Here is a 19,568-nt window from a genome sequence, read left to right as displayed (position 1 = left end):
TCATTTAATTAAAAATACTGCCCGTTATTTGTTCAACCTGCAAGTACCCACACTTACATTTCTTACAATTCATAACAAAACTGACCAAGGCGCTAGATTGTTAGTTGGACTAGTTTATGCATAAGGAAACATATTCAGATGAACAGAAAGGATGGAGTACTAGGCAGCATCCGTGCTTTTCGAGAAGGCTTTTTTGATGGCACACTAGCTTGGATGAATAAAACTCTGAGATTCTGATATTTGATCAACAAAAAGTTATGCGTTGATTGAAATTTATCCTAAATTTCGTCTGTACAGCCAGAGTAAAAAGCGTACAATTCGCTTTCTTCTTAAACCATCTGGCTGTCCGGCCGATAGACTGATTAATTGAACAAAAACTGGCTTGTTGCGATGGAATTTGTTGCACATCCTAAAGACTTACCTTTAGACATCACGATTGTCGAAGACCAGTCTTTTCCAACTGTTGGTAGCGATCGGCTTGGCTTCGTAGGGATCACCTATTTAGCGCCGTTGTCATACCAAGCAGGCACTTGTGTGCGTATCACATTACAAGAAATCGACCCGCATTTTTGCGTGACGGGCCGCATAGCTTGGTGCGACAAAGAACAGGAAGAATATCGCATTGCGATTGAGTTCCCCAATAACGACGATTGTTATTGTGTGCGAATGATTGAGCAGCTCTCACAAATAGAGCACTACCGACGACAGGCCAAGCATCAAGGCCGACGCTTAAACTATAACGAAGCCGCGGCGGAGTGGATTAAACAATTTGCTGCCAGCTTCCCTGCTTTCACACTTTAAAATTTCTAATGACTAATACCCTATCTCAAGCTGATATTGACATCATTACTCAGCAATTAGGCCGCACACCAAGCGGCATTCGCAGCGTTGCCCACTATTCACCAAATGGCGTACCGCAAGTTCTCGAAATGGAAACCTGGGTGTTTGACCAACCATTCCCAACACTCTACTGGCTATCGAGCAGCGCCATCGATAAAGCACTGGCACGCATTGAAAGCCAAGGCGTGGTGAAAGAATTGGAACAACGTCTTCGTGACGATGAAGAATTGCGTGCGGCATACCACAAATCACACGAGGATTACGTACGCCGTCGTTGGGATGCCATGAGTGATGAGCACAAGCAAATCATCGAAGAAAAAGGCTTTACCCACCTATTTGAAGAATTAGGCATTGGCGGCATTAAAAACTGGGATCAAATCCGTTGCTTACATATGCAATACGCACATCACCTAGCAGGTGACAACATCATCGGTAAGATTCTTGATGAAGAATATGGCATCCGCGAGATTGCCGACGCCGAAGCAAAATAAATCACAGCAACAATGTATAAGTTAGCCCTGCTCACTTATACATTGTTTGTTTTAATAGGCATCAGCCTAGCCTTTCAAAAAGGCCTTCAATTCATCCGCGCTCGACACTTTCGCTAGGCCTTCACGGATTTTGTTAAATGCGTTGGCAGCAACCACTGGACGCTGTGCATAAGTGGTCAATGCACCACCGGTCCAACCTGCCATTTTCAGTGCTTCTTTTTTGAAATTATTGCCAGACACGCCATGTCCACCCAGCGCCAGCAGGGCGTCTTCAATATCCAAGTAGCTAGGACGCTCTCCACCAAATTTCATAAAGTCATCTTGATGCACTTCTGCGTATTGTTTAGCCATCAATTCAATCCCTCAAAAATAACCAATATCAGTTCCATAAGTTAGCCATTTAAGCCACGAACCTCAAGCCAACCTACGTAGTAATACGTAACGCCCTGTCTAATAAATAGGCCAGCTAGCTTAGTAATGTAAACATACTGTAAGATGCCCTGCTGAGGCTATTACTTTTTTAGGCAAGGAGATGCAGGTGGAGTGGTTTTCGGATTTGTCTGTCTGGACGGTCGTCGCACTATTCAGCATCGCCTTTATTGCAGGGCTGATCGACGCCATTGCTGGCGGCGGCGGACTGATTACGGTACCGGCCCTCATTGCCGCTGGCGTGTCCCCTGTAGAAGCCCTTGCCACCAATAAATTACAGGGCTGCGCCGGCACCCTATCAGCGTCTTACCATTTCGTTAAAACCCAGCAAGTTTCCCTTTCTGATATGCGTTTTCCGATTGCCATGACCGCACTTGGTAGCTTTTCTGGGACCGCATTGGTGTCTTACCTAGATAGCAGTCTGCTGATCAAGCTGATTCCGGCCATTTTGATTGCTGTGGCGATTTTCTTTTATCTTCTACCTAAGATTCAGCCTATGATTGCTAAATTTGTGCGCATCAGTATGACGCAGTTTGCCCTATTGGCAGGCTTCACTATTGGCTTTTATGACGGCCTTATCGGCCCTGGAACTGGCGCATTTTTTTCCACTGCTTTTATCTGCCTCATGGGCTATTCCATCATTGCCGCGACAGCTCATACCAAAATCCTAAATGCCACCAGCAACCTATCCTCACTCATATTATTCAGTTTCACCGGTCACGTACTATGGGGCATTGGTCTTATTATGGGACTGGGGCAATGGATTGGCGCCCAAATAGGTTCACGTCTAGTGATAAGCCGTGGCAGTACTTTGATCCGCCCGATGGTGATTGTGATGTGTATCGCACTATCCATTAAACTCATCAGCGCTAGCTAATCACTATAAAGGCGTCTCTTCGATATAGCGGCGACACTCATCTTGTAACCAACTTAGCACCTGTTGAATCGATTCACGGTCGCGGTATTCATTTGGGCAAGCAAACAAATACACATGGCCATTGTCATACACTTGCTCAAACGGCTTTAACAAGCGCCCTTCACGAATATCGTCCATCACCAATGGCGTGCGCCCAAGCGCCACCCCTTGCCCAGATAAGGCCGCCTGCACCGCCAAGTCACCACGGTTAAAACTCATGGCGCGACTTGGTCGAGCGCCTTTGACATCCGCTTTATTCAGCCAGGCTTCCCACTCCGCATAAGGGCTAAAGAAACGCCATTCTGAGTCATCGTTGATCAAGGGCACACGGGCCAGATCTTTTGGGATACGCAATTGATTTTGCTCGGCAAACGCCGGACTACATACAGGAAACACATGATCCACCAATAACGGCACCGTATAGGCGCTGCCGGAATGAATATGGCTATGCACAATCGCCGCATCAATACGGTCACGGGTAAAGTTCACTTCACGATCATTGGCTTGAATACGCAACTGCAACCCAGGATGAAGTTCCTGCAAACGCCCTAAGCGCGGCATCAGCCAACGCGTGGCAAAGGAAGGCATCACCGATAAGGTAATGATGTTAGAGTCCCGCTCTTCTCGCAGTTCTTCAATAAGCCCATCTAGGTCAGCAAACATGTGACGCAAATGTAGCGCCAACCTAGCACCCATTGGCGTCAACTCGAGACTACGATGGTATCGGACAAATAAGGAAAAACCTAAGCGTTGCTCTAATAGCCGTATTTGCTGACTTACAGCCCCTTGAGTCAAAAACAGTTCGTGTGCTGCCTTGGTAAAGCTAAGATGTTTTGCGGCGACCACAAAGGTGTGCAGGAAGGGTAACGAGACTTTGTTCATAGGCTCTCTTGCATTAGATTTGCTAATCCAAAAACCCAGTTTATATCGTTTGTGGAATTTTTAGCAACCACTAAAATGGGCCACATGTTTTGGTAGTACTGCTTCCAAACCTCGGCATCCTTGTTGATGTTGATGCCTCTCCTAATACATGCCCCCACAGCCATGTATTAGGCTGTGATGTTGGTGAGCGCCACACGTCACAACACTGCTAGTTATTTTAATCGGGCCCATGGCCCGATTTTTTTTGCCCAAAATTTATGCTGTGACTGAATCCTTATCTACTTACTTTTCTTTAGGCAAAAAAAACGGCGACCCTAAGGTCGCCGAACTAACACACATGCTTAAATGTGTCCGGTCAATTACGCTGCTGCAGTTTCTACAGCATTGCTATCAACTAGAGCCATTTGCGCCAACTTTTCCATTAGGCGCACTACTTGGCAGCTGTAGCCGTATTCGTTGTCGTACCAAACGTATAGCGTTGCTTGGTTACCACGTACTTTAGTAGATAGAGAATCCAGCACACCTGCTTGTTCACTACCGATGAAGTCTGAGCTTACGGCATCCGCTTCAGCGCTGTAGCCGATTTGGCCAGCCAATGCTGCGCTTGCAGAAGCGTTTTTCAGAACTTCGTTGATTTCTTCAACTGATGTTGCCGCTTTAAGGTTCAAGCTTAGTACTGCAATCGATACGTTGATCACTGGAACACGGATTGCACTGCCGCTTAGCTTACCTTCTAGAGAAGGGATCGCTTTAGAAACCGCTTTTGCCGCACCCGTTTCAGTCATTACCATGTTCATCGCTGCCGCACGACCACGACGATCACCTTTGTGAACGTTGTCGATTAGGTTCTGGTCGTTAGTGTAAGCGTGAACCGTTTCAACGTGACCAGATTCGATGCCGTATTTAGCTTCTAGTACAGACAGGATCGGAGTGATCGCGTTCGTTGTACAAGACGCAGCAGATAGGATCTGATCGCTGGATTGGATATCAGAATCGTTAACACCGAAGACGATGTTTTTCATTTCTTTGCCAGGAGCCGTCAATACCACACGATCGATACCTGGACGCGCAAGATGAACACTTAGTCCATCGTGGTCACGCCAGCGACCAGTGTTGTCCACTAGCAATGCGTTGTCGATACCGTGAGCTTTGTAGTCTACTTCGCTTGGATCAGACGCGTAGATCACTTTAACTGGCTGGCCGTTGATGATTAGCTGAGAGTTTTGCTCATCTGCTTTAACAACGCCTTCGTAAGTGCCGTGAACTGAGTCAAATTTCAGTAGGCTAGCACGCTTCGCCAAATCGTTATCCGCTGCTTTACGAACTACGATTGCTGCTAAGTACATGCCAGGCGTAGTGTGGCCTAGTGTGCACATGCGGCGTGTCAGTAGACGACCGATACGACCAAAACCGTATAGTACCACTGGTGTTGCAGAACCCGCTTGAGCAAAGCCTTCTAGTGACGCGATGTCAGCGTCTGCTAGTGCTTCTTCAAGCTCAACCACTGCGTTAGCAGTTTTGTTTGCGATCAATTGCTCTAACACTTGATACACACGCGCTAGATCTACAGCAGGATATTGGTCAAACAAAGCAACCAAACCAGTAACTGAATCAGACATCAGTGTTTGTCCAGCTAGCTGAACTTTAACTGATTGTTCGCGACCTAACTTACCCAAAAGAGGAATCATTGATTCAACTTTGGAAACCGTTTCTAACCAAGTGTTTGCCATTTATCTGCCCCCGAGAAAAACAAACGTTTCGCATCAAATTGGGCGCAGTCTACCCATTCACAGAACTAACATCAAATTGTAACAAGGCAACAAAAAACCATTAAAAACGGGGCTTTAGGGCATTTTTTTATGAAAAGAACGTAACTATCAGAAGTATGTTATTAAATAACAACATTAGAGAGTTTTATCAGAAATGACCGGTCGAAATCTCATAAATTTACGTAATTTACATACAGAAAATGAATGAAAATTTCTTAATTTTTTTTATAAATAACGCTTTCTTTCCGCCAAAACACCCAGCAAACAGAAGCAAAACAGGATCACGATCGGGCGCAAGCTTGGTGTAAGATGCGTCAGTAACCAAAAGACCAAGGGCTGCCCCCATAGAGTCAGCACGCCATAACCAAAGGTACACATCAAAACGAAGGCGCCAATGCGAGCGATAAACACCCAGTTCGCGACCGCACGCTTGAGGATTCGGTTCACATGATCGCCGAAAATCACCAGCATGGTCGCGACCAGCGCTAAAGAAATGTCTTGTAGGTAAGGACGCAACTTGTGCGCCATATCCATATTAAAGTTGAGTATTAGGTCCATCAATACACTTACTGATTACGTTTAAGAAGTGCCTCGACGTCGATACGACCAGATGGAGCAATGCGCTTAGGCAAACGGTCCATATAGATCACCGACACATCAAAAGTCGTGTTATGTAACTCTATTTCGGTACCATCTGGCAAGACCCAACGTGCACGACCGTAGCCATCACGCACAAAACCAACCGATGGTGGGCCGTATTTCTTCTCCAGCACAGTGCCTAATTTCGCGCGCAAAACTGGATCTTCAACGACGCCAGACATGGTCGCACGCTCAACGAACTCATATTGGTTGTATACAACCGTGAGCTCTTTTATCCCCAAAATGCCGGTTGCCCCTAAGCTATAGTTCGCCACACCTTGGCGGTACGATGGGTAGGGTTCCAAGCCCATCTTCGACAGATGTTGCTCGAACTCGGCTTTCGATAAATCATTAAACTCAATACCAAACAGCTCAGCGCCTTTGGAATAAACCGGCGTTGCAGGGGCACTTTCCTCTGCAGCTGGGGTAGAAGCCTCAGGCTCATTTGCCCAAGCCATGGCTCCCATTAGACAGGTAGCCAGCAACACACTTTTAAAAGCGGGACGAAAACTCCACATGATCTCTTTTTCTTTGCAATATTAACCAGTAAGTCAAGAAGCGATTTTAACGCTTCTTTGATACAATTAGAGCCTAATTCTTCCACCCCGTAATGCAAATTCATTTTTTCTTGAGGTAGCTCATGGCACTCGTAATCGGCATCACCGGTATTTCTGGTAGCGGTAAAAGCCGCCTGTGCTCGCTGTTAGCAGAAGGCTTAGGAAATAAGTTGACCGTTATTTGTCAGGACAGTTTCTACAAAGGCTGCGGCAACATCGACCCGGACGTCTATAACTTTGATGATCTTAACTCTTTGGATCTAGAAAGTATCTGTTTGGCGATCCATAACTGCAAAAATCAGCAGCAGCCAAATGAAATTCCTGTTTACGATCACTCGCAGCACAAGCGCGTCGGCTACCGTAATCTAGAACCGTCTAAAGTGGTTCTGGTCGAAGGCCATATGATGTTCCAAGATCCCGCTATTCGTGATGCAGTGGACTACTTGCTGTTTGTCGATACCGACATGGACATCGCCATAGTGCGTCGCCTAAAACGCGATATCGCCGAGCGTGGCCGCAACGTGAACGAAGTCACCAGTCGCTATATGCGCCACGTTCGTCAGGCCTCCTTGAAAACCATTGAGATCCGCAACAAGGCCGATTTCATTATCCCGAACAACACCAGCTTCACCAATGCCGCCAACTTGCTGCGCCATTATATTGACAGCCTATTAACGGAAAAAGGAGCCTAGGCTCCTTTTTAGTTAACGCAAAGAGATTAATTTATTTCTTAATGTCTTCGAAAAAGCGTTTCACGCCGTCAAACCAGCTCTTCTGTTTTGGTGAGTGCTCAGAGTTTTCACCCATGCTCTCAGCCAACTCTTTGAACAGCTCTTTTTGACGCTCGGTTAAGTTCACAGGCGTTTCCACCACAACTTTACAGATCAAATCCCCAACCGGACCACCACGCACAGGCTTCACACCCTTGTTACGTAGACGGAACAGCTTGCCGGTCTGACACTCTGGTGTGACTTTCAAACGCACACGACCATCTAGCGTCGGTACATCGATCTCACCGCCTAGTGCAGCCGTGGCAAAGCTGATTGGCACTTCACAATATAGGTTGGCACCGTCGCGCTCGAAGATCGCATGAGGACGTACCGATACTTGTACGAACAGATCCCCTGCAGGACCACCAAATGCGCCCGCTTCACCTTCACCTGATAGACGGATACGGTCACCCGTGTCTACGCCAGCAGGAATCTTAACGTTAAGCGTTTTGTATTCTTGCTTACGACCTTGGCCATGACATGAATTACAAGGATCAGAGATGATCTGACCTTGGCCATGACACTGTGGACACGTTTGTTGTACCGAGAAGAAGCCCTGTGACATACGCACTTGGCCAGCACCGTTACAGGTCGGACAAGTGGTTGGCTTAGTCCCTGGTTTGGCACCAGAGCCTTCACATTTATCACACTCTACCGCGGTCGGGATGCGGATTTTCTCTTCACAGCCCCAAACCGCCTGCTCAAGGTCCAACTCAAGTGTGTAGCGTAGGTCTGAACCACGACGCGTACGGCTTTGACCACCGCCACCACCGCCGCCGAAAATATCGCCAAACACATCACCGAAGATGTCACTGAAACCGCCTGCGCCACCACCAAAGCCGCCATGACCACCTTGGCCATTCACGCCTTCGTGACCGAAACGGTCGTAGGCTGCACGCTTGTCTTCCGAAGACAGTACTTCGTAAGCTTCCGCAAGCTCTTTGAATTTATCCAGTGCTTCTGGATTATCCGGGTTTTTATCCGGATGGTACTTGTTGGCTAGTGAGCGGTAGGCCTTTTTAATGTCCTTTTTATCCGCGTCACGGCTGACACCAAGTACTTCATAATAATCACGTTTACTCATTGCAGGTGTTCCTGAATATGTAGAGTGAGTTCAAATCCCTAGATACAGCAAAACACGGTAGCGTCCCGTGTTTTGCATAAGTCCCTAGGGACGACGACCTAACTTAAGCGCGAGACTTATTTTTTGTCGTCTTTAACTTCTTCAAACTCAGCATCAACTGCGTCGTCTTGTTTCTGGCCAGAAGCCTGCTCGCCACCTTGAGCCTGTGCTGCATCAGCTTGCTCGTACAGTTTTTGAGCCAAAGAGCCAGACGCTTGAGTCAACGCATTGGTTTTCTCTTCGATCTGATCTTTGTCGTTAGACTCTAGTGCCGCTTCAAGGTCAGCAATGGCTTTCTCGATCGCTTCTTTCTCTTCTGCAGTTGCTTTATCGCCGGCATCAGTCAAAGTTTTACGAGTTGCGTGGATCATGCCGTCCGCAGTGTTACGAGCTTGTACAAGCTCTTCGAACTTACGGTCTTCTTCCGCATTCGCTTCCGCGTCGCGAACCATTTTTTCCACTTCTTCATCGCTTAGGCCAGAAGAGGCTTTGATCACGATAGACTGTTCTTTACCAGTCGCTTTGTCTTTCGCAGAAACGCTCAAGATACCGTTGGCATCGATATCGAAGCTAACTTCGATCTGCGGTACACCACGTGGCGCTGGTGGAATGTCAGCCAAGTCGAAACGACCTAGAGACTTGTTCTGAGACGCTTGTTTACGCTCACCCTGTAGGGCGTGGATTGTTACTGCGTTCTGGTTGTCTTCAGCAGTCGAGAATACTTGTGACTTCTTCGTTGGGATAGTCGTGTTTTTCTCGATCAGAGCCGTCATCACACCACCCATTGTCTCGATACCTAGAGACAAAGGCGTAACGTCTAGTAGTAGAACGTCTTTCACGTCACCTGCTAGTACCGCACCTTGGATCGATGCACCGATCGCAACCGCTTCGTCTGGGTTCACGTCTTTACGTGGCGCCTTGCCGAAGAATTCCGTTACTTTCGCTTGTACTAGTGGCATACGAGTCTGACCACCTACAAGGATAACTTCGTCGATGTCTGCACCCGTTAGGTCAGCATCTTTCAGTGCTTGGCGGCAAGGCTCTAGCGACTTAGTCACTAGGTCTTCTACCAAAGACTCAAGTTTAGAACGCGTTAGCTTAACGTTAAGGTGTTTTGGACCTGACGCATCTGCAGTGATGTAAGGTAGGTTAACTTCTGTTTGTGAAGAAGAAGATAACTCAACCTTCGCTTTCTCACCGGCTTCTTTTAGACGCTGTAGCGCTAGTGGATCGTTGTGTAGATCGATACCCGTGTCTTTCTTGAACTCTGCTGCCAAGAATTCGATCACGCGCATGTCGAAGTCTTCACCACCTAGGAATGTATCACCGTTAGTAGACAGTACTTCGAATTGTTTCTCACCATCAACGTCAGCGATTTCGATGATAGAGATATCGAATGTACCACCACCAAGGTCGTAAACCGCTACCGTAGAATCACCCGCTGCTTTATCTAGACCGTACGCTAGTGCCGCTGCTGTTGGCTCGTTGATGATACGCTTAACATCAAGACCCGCGATTTTACCCGCATCTTTCGTTGCTTGACGCTGAGAATCGTTGAAGTAAGCAGGAACCGTGATAACCGCTTCGGTGACTTTCTCACCTAGGTAGTCTTCCGCTGTTTTCTTCATTTTCTTAAGAACTTCAGCAGAGATTTGTGGTGGCGCTTTCTTTTCGCCTTTCACTTCTACCCAAGCGTCGCCGTTATCCGCCGCAACGATTTTGTAAGGCACCATAGAGATGTCTTTTTGAACCACGTCGTCTTGGAAGCGACGGCCGATCAAACGCTTAACTGCGAATAGCGTGTTAGTTGGGTTAGTAACCGCTTGACGTTTAGCAGACTGACCTACCAGTGTTTCACCATCTTCTGTGAATGCTACGATAGATGGGGTGGTACGATCGCCTTCCGCGTTTTCGATAACGCGAGCCTTGTCTCCGTCTAGTACGGAAACACAAGAGTTAGTTGTACCTAAGTCAATACCAATGATTTTGCCCATGGTTGTATCTCCAGTAAAAATTCTTTAATAGTTTCGATAATTCTGTATTTGGGTACGGCAATTTTTATTTCAAGCGCTCACTGTCAAAAAAATGACAGTTTTTTTAGGCTGCGCTAGAAACCACTACCATCGCTGGGCGCAACAAGCGTCCGTTTAGGGTGTAACCTTTTTGAACCACGTCCATGACGGTGTTTGGTTCCATGCTTGGGTTTGGCACCATGGTCATCGCCTGATGTAATTCAGGGTTGAATGGTTCGCCCGCAGGATCAACAACGGCGATTTCGAAACGTGCTAGCGTTTCAACTAGGTCACGGTACGTTAGCTCTACACCTTCGCGCATAGGGTCATTTTCAGAACCTTCAGTCGCAGAAGACAAGGCACGCTCTAGGTTATCAGCGACGGTAATTACCGATTTCGCGAATTTTTCCAACGCAAATTTGTGAGCTTTCTCTACATCTTGCTCAGCACGGCGACGGATGTTTTGTGCTTCAGCTTGGGCACGAAGCGCCACTTCTTTGTACTGGGCCGCTTCTTCGCGTGCTTTCACCAGTTCTTCAGAAGCTTCATCTTCAACCATGCCTTCTAGTACTTCTTCAGCAATGGCTGCATCGGCTTCGTTTAGCAATTCTTCTTGCTCGACTTCTTGCTGTGCTTTATTCGTTTGATCACTCATTTTCATCTCCAAATAACAGAAAGTAATCACTGTCTGTGCGTGGTATATGGGGACGTCTTTTTACCTTTCAACACCTAATCCCTATTAAAAGTGCGCAAATAATTTCTTTTTCTGGCACTTGTCAAAAATCAAACAAATACTGTATAAATAAACACATAAAATACTGTATAAATAACCATACTCTTATTTGCTTTATCAGGAGCAGATCATGCTAACCAGTATTGCTATCTCAAACTTCGCCATCGTTGAAAGCCTCGACCTAGAACTCAAACCAGGCATGACCGCCATCTCTGGTGAAACCGGTGCCGGTAAGTCCATCATGGTGGACGCCCTATCGCTTTGCTTAGGCGGGCGCACCGACGCAGGTGTGGTACGTCACGGAGAAAAGAAGGCCGATATCAGCGCTACTTTTGAGATCAGCGCCTACCCAGCAGTACAAAATTGGTTAGAAGAACGTGATCTTGAGAATGAAAGTGAGAGTTTATGCATACTGCGCCGTGTAATCAGCAAAGAAGGTCGCTCTAAGGCCTACATTAATGGTCGTCCTTGCACCCTAGCGGATCTCAAAGAAGCCGGTAGTTTCTTGGTCGACATCCATGGTCAGCACGAGCACCAATCCCTACTGATGCGCAGTGCCCAGCGCCAACAGCTGGACGAATACGGTCGCTTGACGGATCTCACGCGCAAAGTACGCGAAGAATACAACGCTTGGCGCAAGCTCAAAGAAGAATTGCACGCCAAGCAAAATCGCTCTGCGGAATTAGAAGCCAAAGTACAACTGCTGTCTTACCAAGCGGAAGAACTGGCGCAGTTGGATTTAAAAGCAGGTGAATTGGAAGAACTGGAAAACGAACAAGCGTTTCTATCCAACATCGCCGATGCGCAATACAAGGCCTATGCCGCCAGCGGCATCTTACGCGATAGTGATGAAGGCAATGTCTGCTCTTTATTACATCAAGCGATTCAGCAAGCCAGCGCCATTCATCCGCCCACCAAAGAGTTGGAAAACGCCTTGGAGATGATGCATCAAGCCTTGATCCAAGCGGAAGAAGCGTCTGCTAGCTTGAACCATTACCAAGATACCCTTGAGCAAGATCCGGGACGTTTACAGGATGTGGAGCAGCGTCTTAGCGATATCTACGATACCGCCCGTAAGCATAAGGTATTGCCAGAAGGTTTGATTCCATTACGAGAAGATGTGGAAGCAGAACTGAGCAGCTTATCTGGCGGAGAAGAAAGCCTTGAAGCCTTGAAGCTAAAAGAAGAAAAGGCCTACCAACAGCTGACCACGAGCGCCACCTTGTTGACTGAGAAACGCATGCAAGCCAAAGAAGAACTGGCGCAACGGGTCGAAGAGCAAATTCACGGCCTAGGTATGCCTCACGCACGCTTCTATATTCACTGCGATCCACTCGATCAAATCAGCGCCAATGGCTACGAAGAGATTGAATACATGATCGCCTCCAACCCTGGTCAGCCTGCGCAGCCACTGCGCAAAGTAGCGTCCGGTGGTGAATTGTCACGTATCAGTTTGGGCATTCAGGTGGTTACCGCACACACGTCGGTTATCCCAACACTGGTGTTTGACGAAGTGGACGTGGGTATCAGTGGTGGCACGGCCGAAGTCGTCGGTCGCATGTTGCGCGCGGTCGGCAATCGTGGCCAGGTATTCTGTGTCACCCACTTGGCTCAAGTGGCGGCACAAGGTCATCAGCATTTCCGCGTCAGCAAAGAAGTGCTCAATGAGGCAACGGTTTCAAAAGTGGAATCGTTGGCAGAAACCAACCGTACGCAAGAAATCGCACGTTTATTAGGTGGGATTGAACTTACCGAGCAAACTCTCGCTCACGCTAAAGAGATGCTCGGCAATGTCCAACTTCAGTAGCCTGGCTACTGAAGTTGCTTAGCTCTTCTTTGGACGAACGTAGATGATCAGGTTGTGATCTTCGATTTCGTAACCATGTTCTTCTGCGATCTCGTGTTGACGGCGTTCAATCACGTCGTCGACGAATTCAATCACTTTGCCTGTTTCTAGACAGATCATGTGATCGTGGTGCTCGCCTTTCGCCAACTCAAATACAGCAGTGCCCGCTTCAAAATGGTGACGTGAAACCAAGCCCGCCGTCTCAAATTGAGTCAATACACGGTATACCGTTGCTAGACCTACATCTTCACCTTGATCCAACAATGTGCGATAAACATCGTCCGCACTCATGTGATGGTCACCAGCGTTTTCTAGAATCTGTAAGATTTTCACTCGTGGAAGTGTTACTTTCAGTCCAGCTTTTTTAAGTTCTTGATTTTCACTGCTCATGAGTCATTCTCTATTTCGATCTCGTTAATAATTACTTTATCATTGACCTAACCAACACAGGATTAAGCCCAATGAAGAAAACGATTCTCCTACTTTCTACACTTTTCACACTCAGCGCGTGTAGCTTGCTTCCTTCGCCCTATAAGCCAACTGTTGAGCAAGGCAACGTTATTAAAACAGAACAAGTTCAACAACTCCAACTTGGCATGACTGAATCACAGGTGTTGTACGTACTCGGTACACCTATGGTGCAAAGCACCTTCAAATCAAACCAATGGCACTACTTGTTCACGAGCCTTTACAGCACGCCTGACAGCACTCAGAGCGAAGTTAAACATCTTGTATTGACCTTCCAAAACGGTCTACTACGAGATATTCAGGAGAAATAAGTTATTCTTTGTCCGCTTTCGCTGCGCGGTTGGCCCGAGCTTGTTTCGGGTCAACTTTCAGCTCTCGGTAAATTTCCACTCGCTCACCCGCACGCAATGCTTGCTCTTCAGGTTTACGAACCGCCTTACCGAAAATACCTAACTTAGGCGCTGTTAAATCCAAATCAGGAAAAAACGCATCGATGTTCGATAGACGCACCGCTTCCATCACGGTACAGCCTTCATCCACATCCAATGCCACAATCTTTTGTTTTTCAGGCAGCGCGTACGCTACCTCTACTCGAATCTTAGCCATACACTACTTTCGCTCGTTCACTAAAGGCTTCAACCATAGCGTTTGCTACTTGCCCAAATACACCACCAAAAGCGAATTTGAGCATACCACTCAACTCAAAATCGATACTTAAAGCAATTTTACACGTTGTTTCTGACAAAGGCTCGAAAGTCCATACTCCATGCAACTTTTTAAACGGACCTTGCACCAGATTCATCTCTACTCGGCTTGGCTCTGTCAGCACATTACGCGTGGTAAAAGATTGATGAATGGGTCCTTTACCTACATCCAATGTAGCCACGATCTCACGTTCCGTACGAGATAAAGTGCGAGCCCCTAAACAGCCCGGTAAAAAAGCAGGATATTGCTCAAAATCGTTCACCAAGTCGTACATTTGTTTCTGACTATAATTTACATGAGCAAACTTCTGAATATGACTCAAACTAAACTCCTATCCATCCGGCCACGGTGATTAAGATCGCCGCCGGAATGCTGACGTATTTCAGCGTAGTGTACCACCAGCCAAAGTGACTTGGGGTCTTTACAATCATTTCGTTTTTCAACATTGGCTCAGGAAGCACCCAAGCCACCATAATCGACAACGCCACGGCCGCAATGGGTAACATCACAAACGACGTCACCCCATCGACTAACTCAAACAGGTTCTTACCAAGCAGAATCTTCGCGTCCCAATGGTTAAACGACAACACAATGGCAATGCCACAGAACCATACGACAAGTCCCAAACGAAAGGCTGCATTTAAACGACCAATATAGAAGCGTTCATGCAACCAAGACACAAACAGCTCCATCATAGCGATGGCTGAGGTCAGCGCAGCCAATGCCAACAAGGCAAAGAACACCAGACCAATGACCTGCCCACCTGGCAACAAATCAAAAATAATCGGCAAGGTGACGAAGGTTAAACTGGGGCCAGATTGCGCGTCGATTCCAAACTCAAACGTCAGCGGAAAAATAATCAACGCCGCTAGAATCGACACCAACAAATCCAACCCCACCACAATGGCACCGGCTTTGGCGATCGACATACGCTTACTCATATAAGCGCCATAGGAGAAAAACGCCCCTAAGCCAACCCCCAAACTAAATAACGCATGACCGATTGCGGATAACGCCACTTCAAACGTGACCTGTTCCCAGTCAAAACGCAGCATGAAATGTAACGCCTCAGCACTATTGCCCATCAGCATGGCATAAGCCGCCAAAGCCACCATCATGGTGATCAGAGCGGGCAATAATAACTTCACCACATTAGACAAGCCGCGCGTTACCGACTGCCCCACTACCAGCACCACCAAGGCCATAAAGACGGTATGCCAGAAAATCATTTCCACCGGCGCATCAAGAAACGCCTGAAATAACGCCTCGGATTTCGCCGTATCGAGGTTTTCTAACGAGCCCAACACCGCCCGACGTGAGTAAGCAAACGCCCAACCCGCGATGACACTGTAATAGGTCAGAATCAACAACGCCGTGATGCCGGACAAATAAGGCATCGCCACCCAAAACTTCGACACCACACGACGTTCGGCTAAATCATTCACCGTATCCACAGGGTTAGATCGCACCGTGCGCCCTAAGGCGACCTCCGCCATCAACATCGGCAGGCCCACAACGACCAAGCACAGGCAGTAAATCAACAGGAACGCGCCACCACCGTTGGCTCCTAACATATAAGGAAACTTCCAAATGTTTCCTAAGCCAATGGCAGAACCGGCAGCGGCAAAAATAAATATCCAAGGGTTTGACCAAATCCCTTGTAAACAGCGACTCTCGGGCATACATTAAGCTCTCAAATGAGTTAAGCGAATTTTAAAACATACAGCAGAACAGCTGCCTGCACCGAATTTACTTAAAGTTCTGAATTTTCTTATATTAGGGCGCATACCTCAAGAAAAGCATAGGCTTTTCGCCCTATCGACCGTATAATTTTTACCTATGAGTAAAGCAAAGAAAAAACCAAATAGCACAGGCACGATTGCCTTAAACAAGCGCGCGCGCCACGATTACTTTGTTGACCAAAAGTTTGAAGCCGGTATTGCGCTAACAGGCTGGGAAGTCAAAAGTCTTCGCGAAGGCAAAGCCCAATTAGTGGACAGCTACGTCATTATCCACCAAGACGAGGCTTACCTAATCGGCGCACGTATTACACCACTGATGAGCGCCTCGACACACGTTGTGTGCGAACCCTTGCGCCAACGCAAACTGTTGCTAAACCGCCGCGAATTAGACCGTATTATCGAAACCATCGAGCAAAAAGGTAAAACTTGTGCGGCGATGGCGCTATACTGGAAAGGCAACAAAGTTAAATGTGAGATCGCCTTGGTAACGGGTAAAAAAGACCACGACAAGCGCGATAGTGCGAAAGAACGAGATTGGGCGCGCGATAAAGAACGCCTAATGAAATCAAAAGTTTAGCTTCCACAGTGTGGAAGCAGAGCGAGCGACTAGCGTAATCCGCCAAGATTCGTTAGAATGGCCGCAACTTCGGGGATGACATGGTTTCGACGCCGGTTACAAAACCTGAGGTGCATGTCGAGAGTGATACGTGATCTCGTAAATCCTCATGTATCAACTATATAGTCGCAAACGACGAAAACTACGCTCTAGCAGCTTAATACCCTGCTAGTGTGCTGCCCCCAGGTTGCTTGTAGCCCGGGATTCCGCAGTATCATAAATTACGAGATGCTATCCGATGCCCTGCCTGGGGATAAGGATCTAAGATCAATCAGGCTCGCTGGTTACACCCTGTCCTTCGGGCGGTAAACAGTCAAAAAGTAGAAGTGACTAAACATGTAGATCCGATGGCAGAGGACTGGCGGACGGGGGTTCGACTCCCCCCATCTCCACCAGATGCTAAGAGCGGGCAGTTTCCCATAGTTTTCAAAGACTTACGGACTGCCCGCTTTTTTATTTCCCCCACACTTTTCCCCCACATTTTTCCCCATTAATATTGGTCTCTAATTTAAAGTTATAGTAATGTACTTCTGTAATCACGGAAGACTTACAACAGTTGTAATTGACTTTTTACTGTAGGCTTCTCTAAAAAATTCAACAACTGAGATACCATGAAACAGATTAAAGTCCCAAAGCTGTTAGGCAATAAGCGCTACTGGTTTATTCGATCAGGCAAAGAAGCTGAATTCTTCAAAATATTCAAAGACTACCAAGTTGCAGCGATAGGTCATCTAGATGAGCTACTACCAAGCTCATTAATAAATACGAAACTGACTTCAGAGCAAGCTCTTCATTACACAGAGGCTTATCGTAAGAAGAATGAAGGCAACAGTAAGAGCAGTGTTTCAAATGTAGCAGGACAAATATATCGTTTTATAAGCGATATTAGCCCGAACGATGTTGTAATATGCACTACTCCTGCTGGCTATATGGTTGGAACAGTAATGGATGACTCCTACTTAAGTACGGAATTGTTACGTTCTGGATCTGAAGAGCATCAGGTTTTCTGTAACTACAAGTTGAGACGTAAAGTTAGATGGGGAGAGATTAAAAGTAAAAATGAGACTCCTCTAATATTTGATAGGCTATTTAAAACCCCATTTACAGTATTTGAAATCACAAAAAATCACGATTTGATTGATAAGTGGCTATTACCACTTCACATCAATGAAAGTAACGAAGTAATTTTCTCTTGTCGTATTGAGCAAAAAGACTACATTTCAAATCGACAATCAACAAAGCTTTCAAACTTTCTTGATGATCTAGAAGCAGCTTCTCATTTCATTAGCCAGTGCATAGAGAAAGGCGATGATTTCATACCAGAAGATATCATCAAATCCCTTAAATCAGAGGATATCAATAAATATAAATTCAGCCTGACAACTCAGCAAACCTTCATGTCACCGGGCGATATATTTACTCGACTCCCCTCAAAGAAAAGCCTTCAATCAGTAGTTTTTGCCCTATTAGTTGCATATTCTTTTGAATGTCACGCAGTTTTTCCAGAAGGAATAGAGCACTCAAATATAGGAAAAAACATACAAGAAAAAGTTTTAATGACCAGCCAATTGGTTGCAAAAGAGAATTCTTTTGAATTTACTAAAAAATCGCTACAACTCAAACTTCGCCGCTCTGAAGATTACCTATATGAATCTGACAATAAATTCCCAGAAGCAATACCCTCTGAAGATACGCCAATGTAGAGCAGTCACATGAGTACTATAAGAAAGATCAAAAAATGGCTCATATCACCTTTTAAAGATGAAAAATGGGCAGAGAACGTACACTTCCTACTACTAGGTTTGGGGGCTTTTGGAACAATTGTTTTTGCAATATTTTCTTACTATAGTTTTAATCAAGAAGAAATAGCCAAATACAATCTCAGCAAAGCAAGAGAAGACCTAATAAAAACAACCGGTGAAATTCAAAAGAATAAAAAAGAAATAAAAGAACTTGAAGATAGACTCGAAGGAAATTTCTCTAGCGATATAAATATCGTTACAGAATTCAGTTATGACAGCCACCTAAACAATAAGGCATTGATAGTAACTATAGAAGTAAAGAACCTTGGAACCCATGACATTAAGCTTAAATTAAAAAGTGATTCATTAAGAATATATAAGATATATTACGAAAGAGACTTAATAAAATCAGAAGCAGAACTAAACCCTAAATACTATCAACACTTAGGAGAAAACCCTAAATTCTATGAGGAGCAAGTAGTATTACAAGGAGCCCAGAAAAACCTGACTTACTTTTCAGAAATCCCTAGTTATGGCGCCTATTACATAACTTTTCAGGCAGATATAGACGATTATCTAAAAGAATCTCTGGATAGAAACAGTATTAATGAGAATAGAGTCTGGTTTTCCTCTAAATATATTGTCATCAATCCTGACAATAATATATTAGGCAGCAAAAAAACATATACTGTAGTGAACTAGAAAGAGAGCTCTTTTTACCATATTAGAGCTCCCTGTTATTCTATTAATTACTCAACCTTGTTAATATCAGCCAACAAGCTTGCCAAGCGCTTCCCATCATTTGTCAGATGGACAACCTTTCTACGCCTCATCTGAGGGTCTTCAGTTGCCTTAATAAGGTCTAAACCCTCCTTGCCACACCGATGATGAGCAGATAACAAAGATGTATTCCTTGAGCTTGAAGATTGAGAGAAACTCGCTTTACTTGCCATATTTGCCATTGTCGTCCCCTCTTCCAAAGCAGAGATCAAGAAGGCATGAAAAGCATTAAGAGTCATCTCTGGGTACATCACTCGTACAACTCTCAGGCTCTCACACAAGCGCCTTAAGCCAGACTTATCGAATGACATTGATTCCATCACTCAGCCTCCTTAACGCCTTTCTTAGGAGCTTTCCAAGGGTCTAGATAAAAGCCAGCAGAGTTGTAAGCACACTCACCGACTCTTGGGATCTTTATGTACAGATCGCCTATAAACAAGTTGATAATCAGTGCGCCAATCTCAAGGCCGACACCCCACCTATTGATAGTAAACTTCATGATAAACAC

23 protein-coding genes and 1 other RNA gene are annotated in these 19,568 nt (G+C 46.0%); 10 read left to right on the top strand and 14 right to left on the bottom strand.

The window, feature by feature from the left end; genetic code table 11:
• The first annotated feature begins 366 nt into the window (after nt 1-366).
• Both ACOSVP_RS15575 and ACOSVP_RS15570 read left to right on the top strand, forming a co-directional pair.
• Complete coding sequence (locus tag ACOSVP_RS15575; protein WP_487348414.1) at nt 367-801, top strand: PilZ domain-containing protein; 435 nt, start codon at nt 367-369, stop codon at nt 799-801.
• Between the two features lie 8 nt (nt 802-809).
• The gene (locus ACOSVP_RS15570) at nt 810-1,331 is read left to right on the top strand and encodes a DUF501 domain-containing protein (RefSeq protein WP_487348413.1); all 522 of its coding nucleotides are present in this window, start codon (nt 810-812) and stop codon (nt 1,329-1,331) included.
• A 66-nt stretch (nt 1,332-1,397) separates the two neighbouring features.
• Here the strand turns inward: ACOSVP_RS15570 and ACOSVP_RS15565 are convergent, their stop codons facing one another.
• Nucleotides 1,398-1,682, bottom strand: coding sequence for a hypothetical protein (locus tag ACOSVP_RS15565; protein WP_487348412.1), 285 nt, complete (start codon nt 1,680-1,682; stop codon nt 1,398-1,400).
• Between the two features lie 187 nt (nt 1,683-1,869).
• On the opposite strand from ACOSVP_RS15565, the gene ACOSVP_RS15560 reads away from it, so the two are divergent.
• Complete coding sequence (locus ACOSVP_RS15560) at nt 1,870-2,637, top strand: TSUP family transporter (RefSeq protein WP_487348411.1); 768 nt, start codon at nt 1,870-1,872, stop codon at nt 2,635-2,637.
• A 3-nt stretch (nt 2,638-2,640) separates the two neighbouring features.
• On the opposite strand, the gene ACOSVP_RS15555 is transcribed toward ACOSVP_RS15560, so the two are convergent.
• From ACOSVP_RS15555 to ACOSVP_RS15540, 4 genes are all read right to left on the bottom strand, one after another.
• A complete protein-coding gene (locus ACOSVP_RS15555; protein WP_487348410.1) occupies nt 2,641-3,558 on the bottom strand; it encodes a LysR substrate-binding domain-containing protein in 918 nt (305 codons plus the stop codon).
• Between the two features lie 359 nt (nt 3,559-3,917).
• Nucleotides 3,918-5,288: a glyceraldehyde-3-phosphate dehydrogenase gene (locus ACOSVP_RS15550; RefSeq protein WP_487348409.1), complete on the bottom strand. Its 1,371-nt coding sequence runs from the start codon at nt 5,286-5,288 to the stop codon at nt 3,918-3,920.
• 264 nt (nt 5,289-5,552) lie between these two features.
• Nucleotides 5,553-5,885, bottom strand: coding sequence for a DUF3392 family protein (locus ACOSVP_RS15545; protein WP_487348408.1), 333 nt, complete (start codon nt 5,883-5,885; stop codon nt 5,553-5,555).
• Nucleotides 5,886-5,893: 8 nt separating this feature from the next.
• Nucleotides 5,894-6,484, bottom strand: a complete 591-nt coding sequence (locus tag ACOSVP_RS15540) for a uridine kinase (RefSeq protein ID WP_487348407.1) — start codon at nt 6,482-6,484, stop codon at nt 5,894-5,896.
• Nucleotides 6,485-6,606: 122 nt separating this feature from the next.
• On the opposite strand from ACOSVP_RS15540, the gene ACOSVP_RS15535 reads away from it, so the two are divergent.
• Nucleotides 6,607-7,215: a uridine kinase family protein gene (locus ACOSVP_RS15535; RefSeq protein WP_487348406.1), complete on the top strand. Its 609-nt coding sequence runs from the start codon at nt 6,607-6,609 to the stop codon at nt 7,213-7,215.
• Between the two features lie 31 nt (nt 7,216-7,246).
• Here the strand turns inward: ACOSVP_RS15535 and dnaJ are convergent, their stop codons facing one another.
• From dnaJ to grpE, 3 genes are all read right to left on the bottom strand, one after another.
• On the bottom strand, nt 7,247-8,377 hold the full coding sequence (dnaJ, locus tag ACOSVP_RS15530) for a molecular chaperone DnaJ (RefSeq protein WP_487348405.1): 1,131 nt from the start codon (nt 8,375-8,377) through the stop codon (nt 7,247-7,249).
• 116 nt (nt 8,378-8,493) lie between these two features.
• Nucleotides 8,494-10,410, bottom strand: coding sequence for a molecular chaperone DnaK (dnaK, locus tag ACOSVP_RS15525; protein ID WP_487348404.1), 1,917 nt, complete (start codon nt 10,408-10,410; stop codon nt 8,494-8,496).
• A 103-nt stretch (nt 10,411-10,513) separates the two neighbouring features.
• The gene (gene grpE, locus ACOSVP_RS15520; RefSeq protein WP_487348403.1) at nt 10,514-11,083 is read right to left on the bottom strand and encodes a nucleotide exchange factor GrpE; all 570 of its coding nucleotides are present in this window, start codon (nt 11,081-11,083) and stop codon (nt 10,514-10,516) included.
• 208 nt (nt 11,084-11,291) lie between these two features.
• Between grpE and recN the strand changes: the two genes are divergently transcribed.
• Nucleotides 11,292-12,968: a DNA repair protein RecN gene (recN, locus tag ACOSVP_RS15515; RefSeq protein WP_487348402.1), complete on the top strand. Its 1,677-nt coding sequence runs from the start codon at nt 11,292-11,294 to the stop codon at nt 12,966-12,968.
• An 18-nt stretch (nt 12,969-12,986) separates the two neighbouring features.
• On the opposite strand, the gene fur is transcribed toward recN, so the two are convergent.
• Complete coding sequence (gene fur, locus ACOSVP_RS15510; RefSeq protein WP_487348401.1) at nt 12,987-13,397, bottom strand: ferric iron uptake transcriptional regulator; 411 nt, start codon at nt 13,395-13,397, stop codon at nt 12,987-12,989.
• Between the two features lie 71 nt (nt 13,398-13,468).
• Between fur and ACOSVP_RS15505 the strand changes: the two genes are divergently transcribed.
• Entirely contained in the window at nt 13,469-13,786 is a 318-nt protein-coding gene (locus tag ACOSVP_RS15505; RefSeq protein WP_487348400.1) for an outer membrane protein assembly factor BamE, read from the top strand.
• Nucleotide 13,787: 1 nt separating this feature from the next.
• Here the strand turns inward: ACOSVP_RS15505 and ACOSVP_RS15500 are convergent, their stop codons facing one another.
• From ACOSVP_RS15500 to ACOSVP_RS15490, 3 genes are read right to left on the bottom strand one after another with little or no spacing between them, the layout of a single operon-like run.
• Complete coding sequence (locus ACOSVP_RS15500) at nt 13,788-14,081, bottom strand: RnfH family protein (RefSeq protein WP_487348399.1); 294 nt, start codon at nt 14,079-14,081, stop codon at nt 13,788-13,790.
• On the bottom strand, nt 14,074-14,502 hold the full coding sequence (locus ACOSVP_RS15495; protein ID WP_487348398.1) for a type II toxin-antitoxin system RatA family toxin: 429 nt from the start codon (nt 14,500-14,502) through the stop codon (nt 14,074-14,076). Before ACOSVP_RS15495 ends, ACOSVP_RS15500 begins: the two co-directional genes overlap by 8 nt.
• A 1-nt stretch (nt 14,503) precedes the next feature.
• Nucleotides 14,504-15,862 carry a sodium-dependent transporter gene (locus tag ACOSVP_RS15490; RefSeq protein ID WP_487348397.1) on the bottom strand — a complete coding sequence of 453 codons (1,359 nt, stop codon included), beginning with the start codon at nt 15,860-15,862 and terminating at the stop codon, nt 14,504-14,506.
• 157 nt (nt 15,863-16,019) lie between these two features.
• Here ACOSVP_RS15490 and smpB point away from each other — a divergent pair, with 157 nt between their 5' ends.
• The 4 genes from smpB (at nt 16,020) to ACOSVP_RS15470 (ending at nt 18,982) form a co-directional block, all read left to right on the top strand.
• Nucleotides 16,020-16,499: an SsrA-binding protein SmpB gene (gene smpB, locus ACOSVP_RS15485; RefSeq protein WP_487348396.1), complete on the top strand. Its 480-nt coding sequence runs from the start codon at nt 16,020-16,022 to the stop codon at nt 16,497-16,499.
• Nucleotides 16,500-16,570: 71 nt separating this feature from the next.
• Nucleotides 16,571-16,933, top strand: a transfer-messenger RNA (tmRNA) gene (gene ssrA / locus ACOSVP_RS15480).
• A 216-nt stretch (nt 16,934-17,149) separates the two neighbouring features.
• Nucleotides 17,150-18,241, top strand: a complete 1,092-nt coding sequence (locus tag ACOSVP_RS15475; RefSeq protein ID WP_487348395.1) for a hypothetical protein — start codon at nt 17,150-17,152, stop codon at nt 18,239-18,241.
• A gap of 9 nt (nt 18,242-18,250) precedes the next feature.
• Complete coding sequence (locus ACOSVP_RS15470; RefSeq protein ID WP_487348394.1) at nt 18,251-18,982, top strand: hypothetical protein; 732 nt, start codon at nt 18,251-18,253, stop codon at nt 18,980-18,982.
• Nucleotides 18,983-19,029: 47 nt separating this feature from the next.
• Here the strand turns inward: ACOSVP_RS15470 and ACOSVP_RS15465 are convergent, their stop codons facing one another.
• Together ACOSVP_RS15465 and ACOSVP_RS15460 are read right to left on the bottom strand one after the other, a co-directional pair.
• Nucleotides 19,030-19,383: a hypothetical protein gene (locus tag ACOSVP_RS15465; RefSeq protein WP_487348393.1), complete on the bottom strand. Its 354-nt coding sequence runs from the start codon at nt 19,381-19,383 to the stop codon at nt 19,030-19,032.
• A partial coding sequence (locus ACOSVP_RS15460; protein ID WP_487348392.1) for a hypothetical protein occupies nt 19,380-19,568 on the bottom strand: 189 nt, incomplete at its 5' end. The genes ACOSVP_RS15460 and ACOSVP_RS15465, both read right to left, overlap by 4 nt.

The sequence above is a fragment of the Marinomonas sp. HM11-D genome, assembly GCF_057626615.1.
Note: the sequence above shows the minus strand (reverse complement) of the source record. Positions and strands in the feature narration are given on the sequence as shown.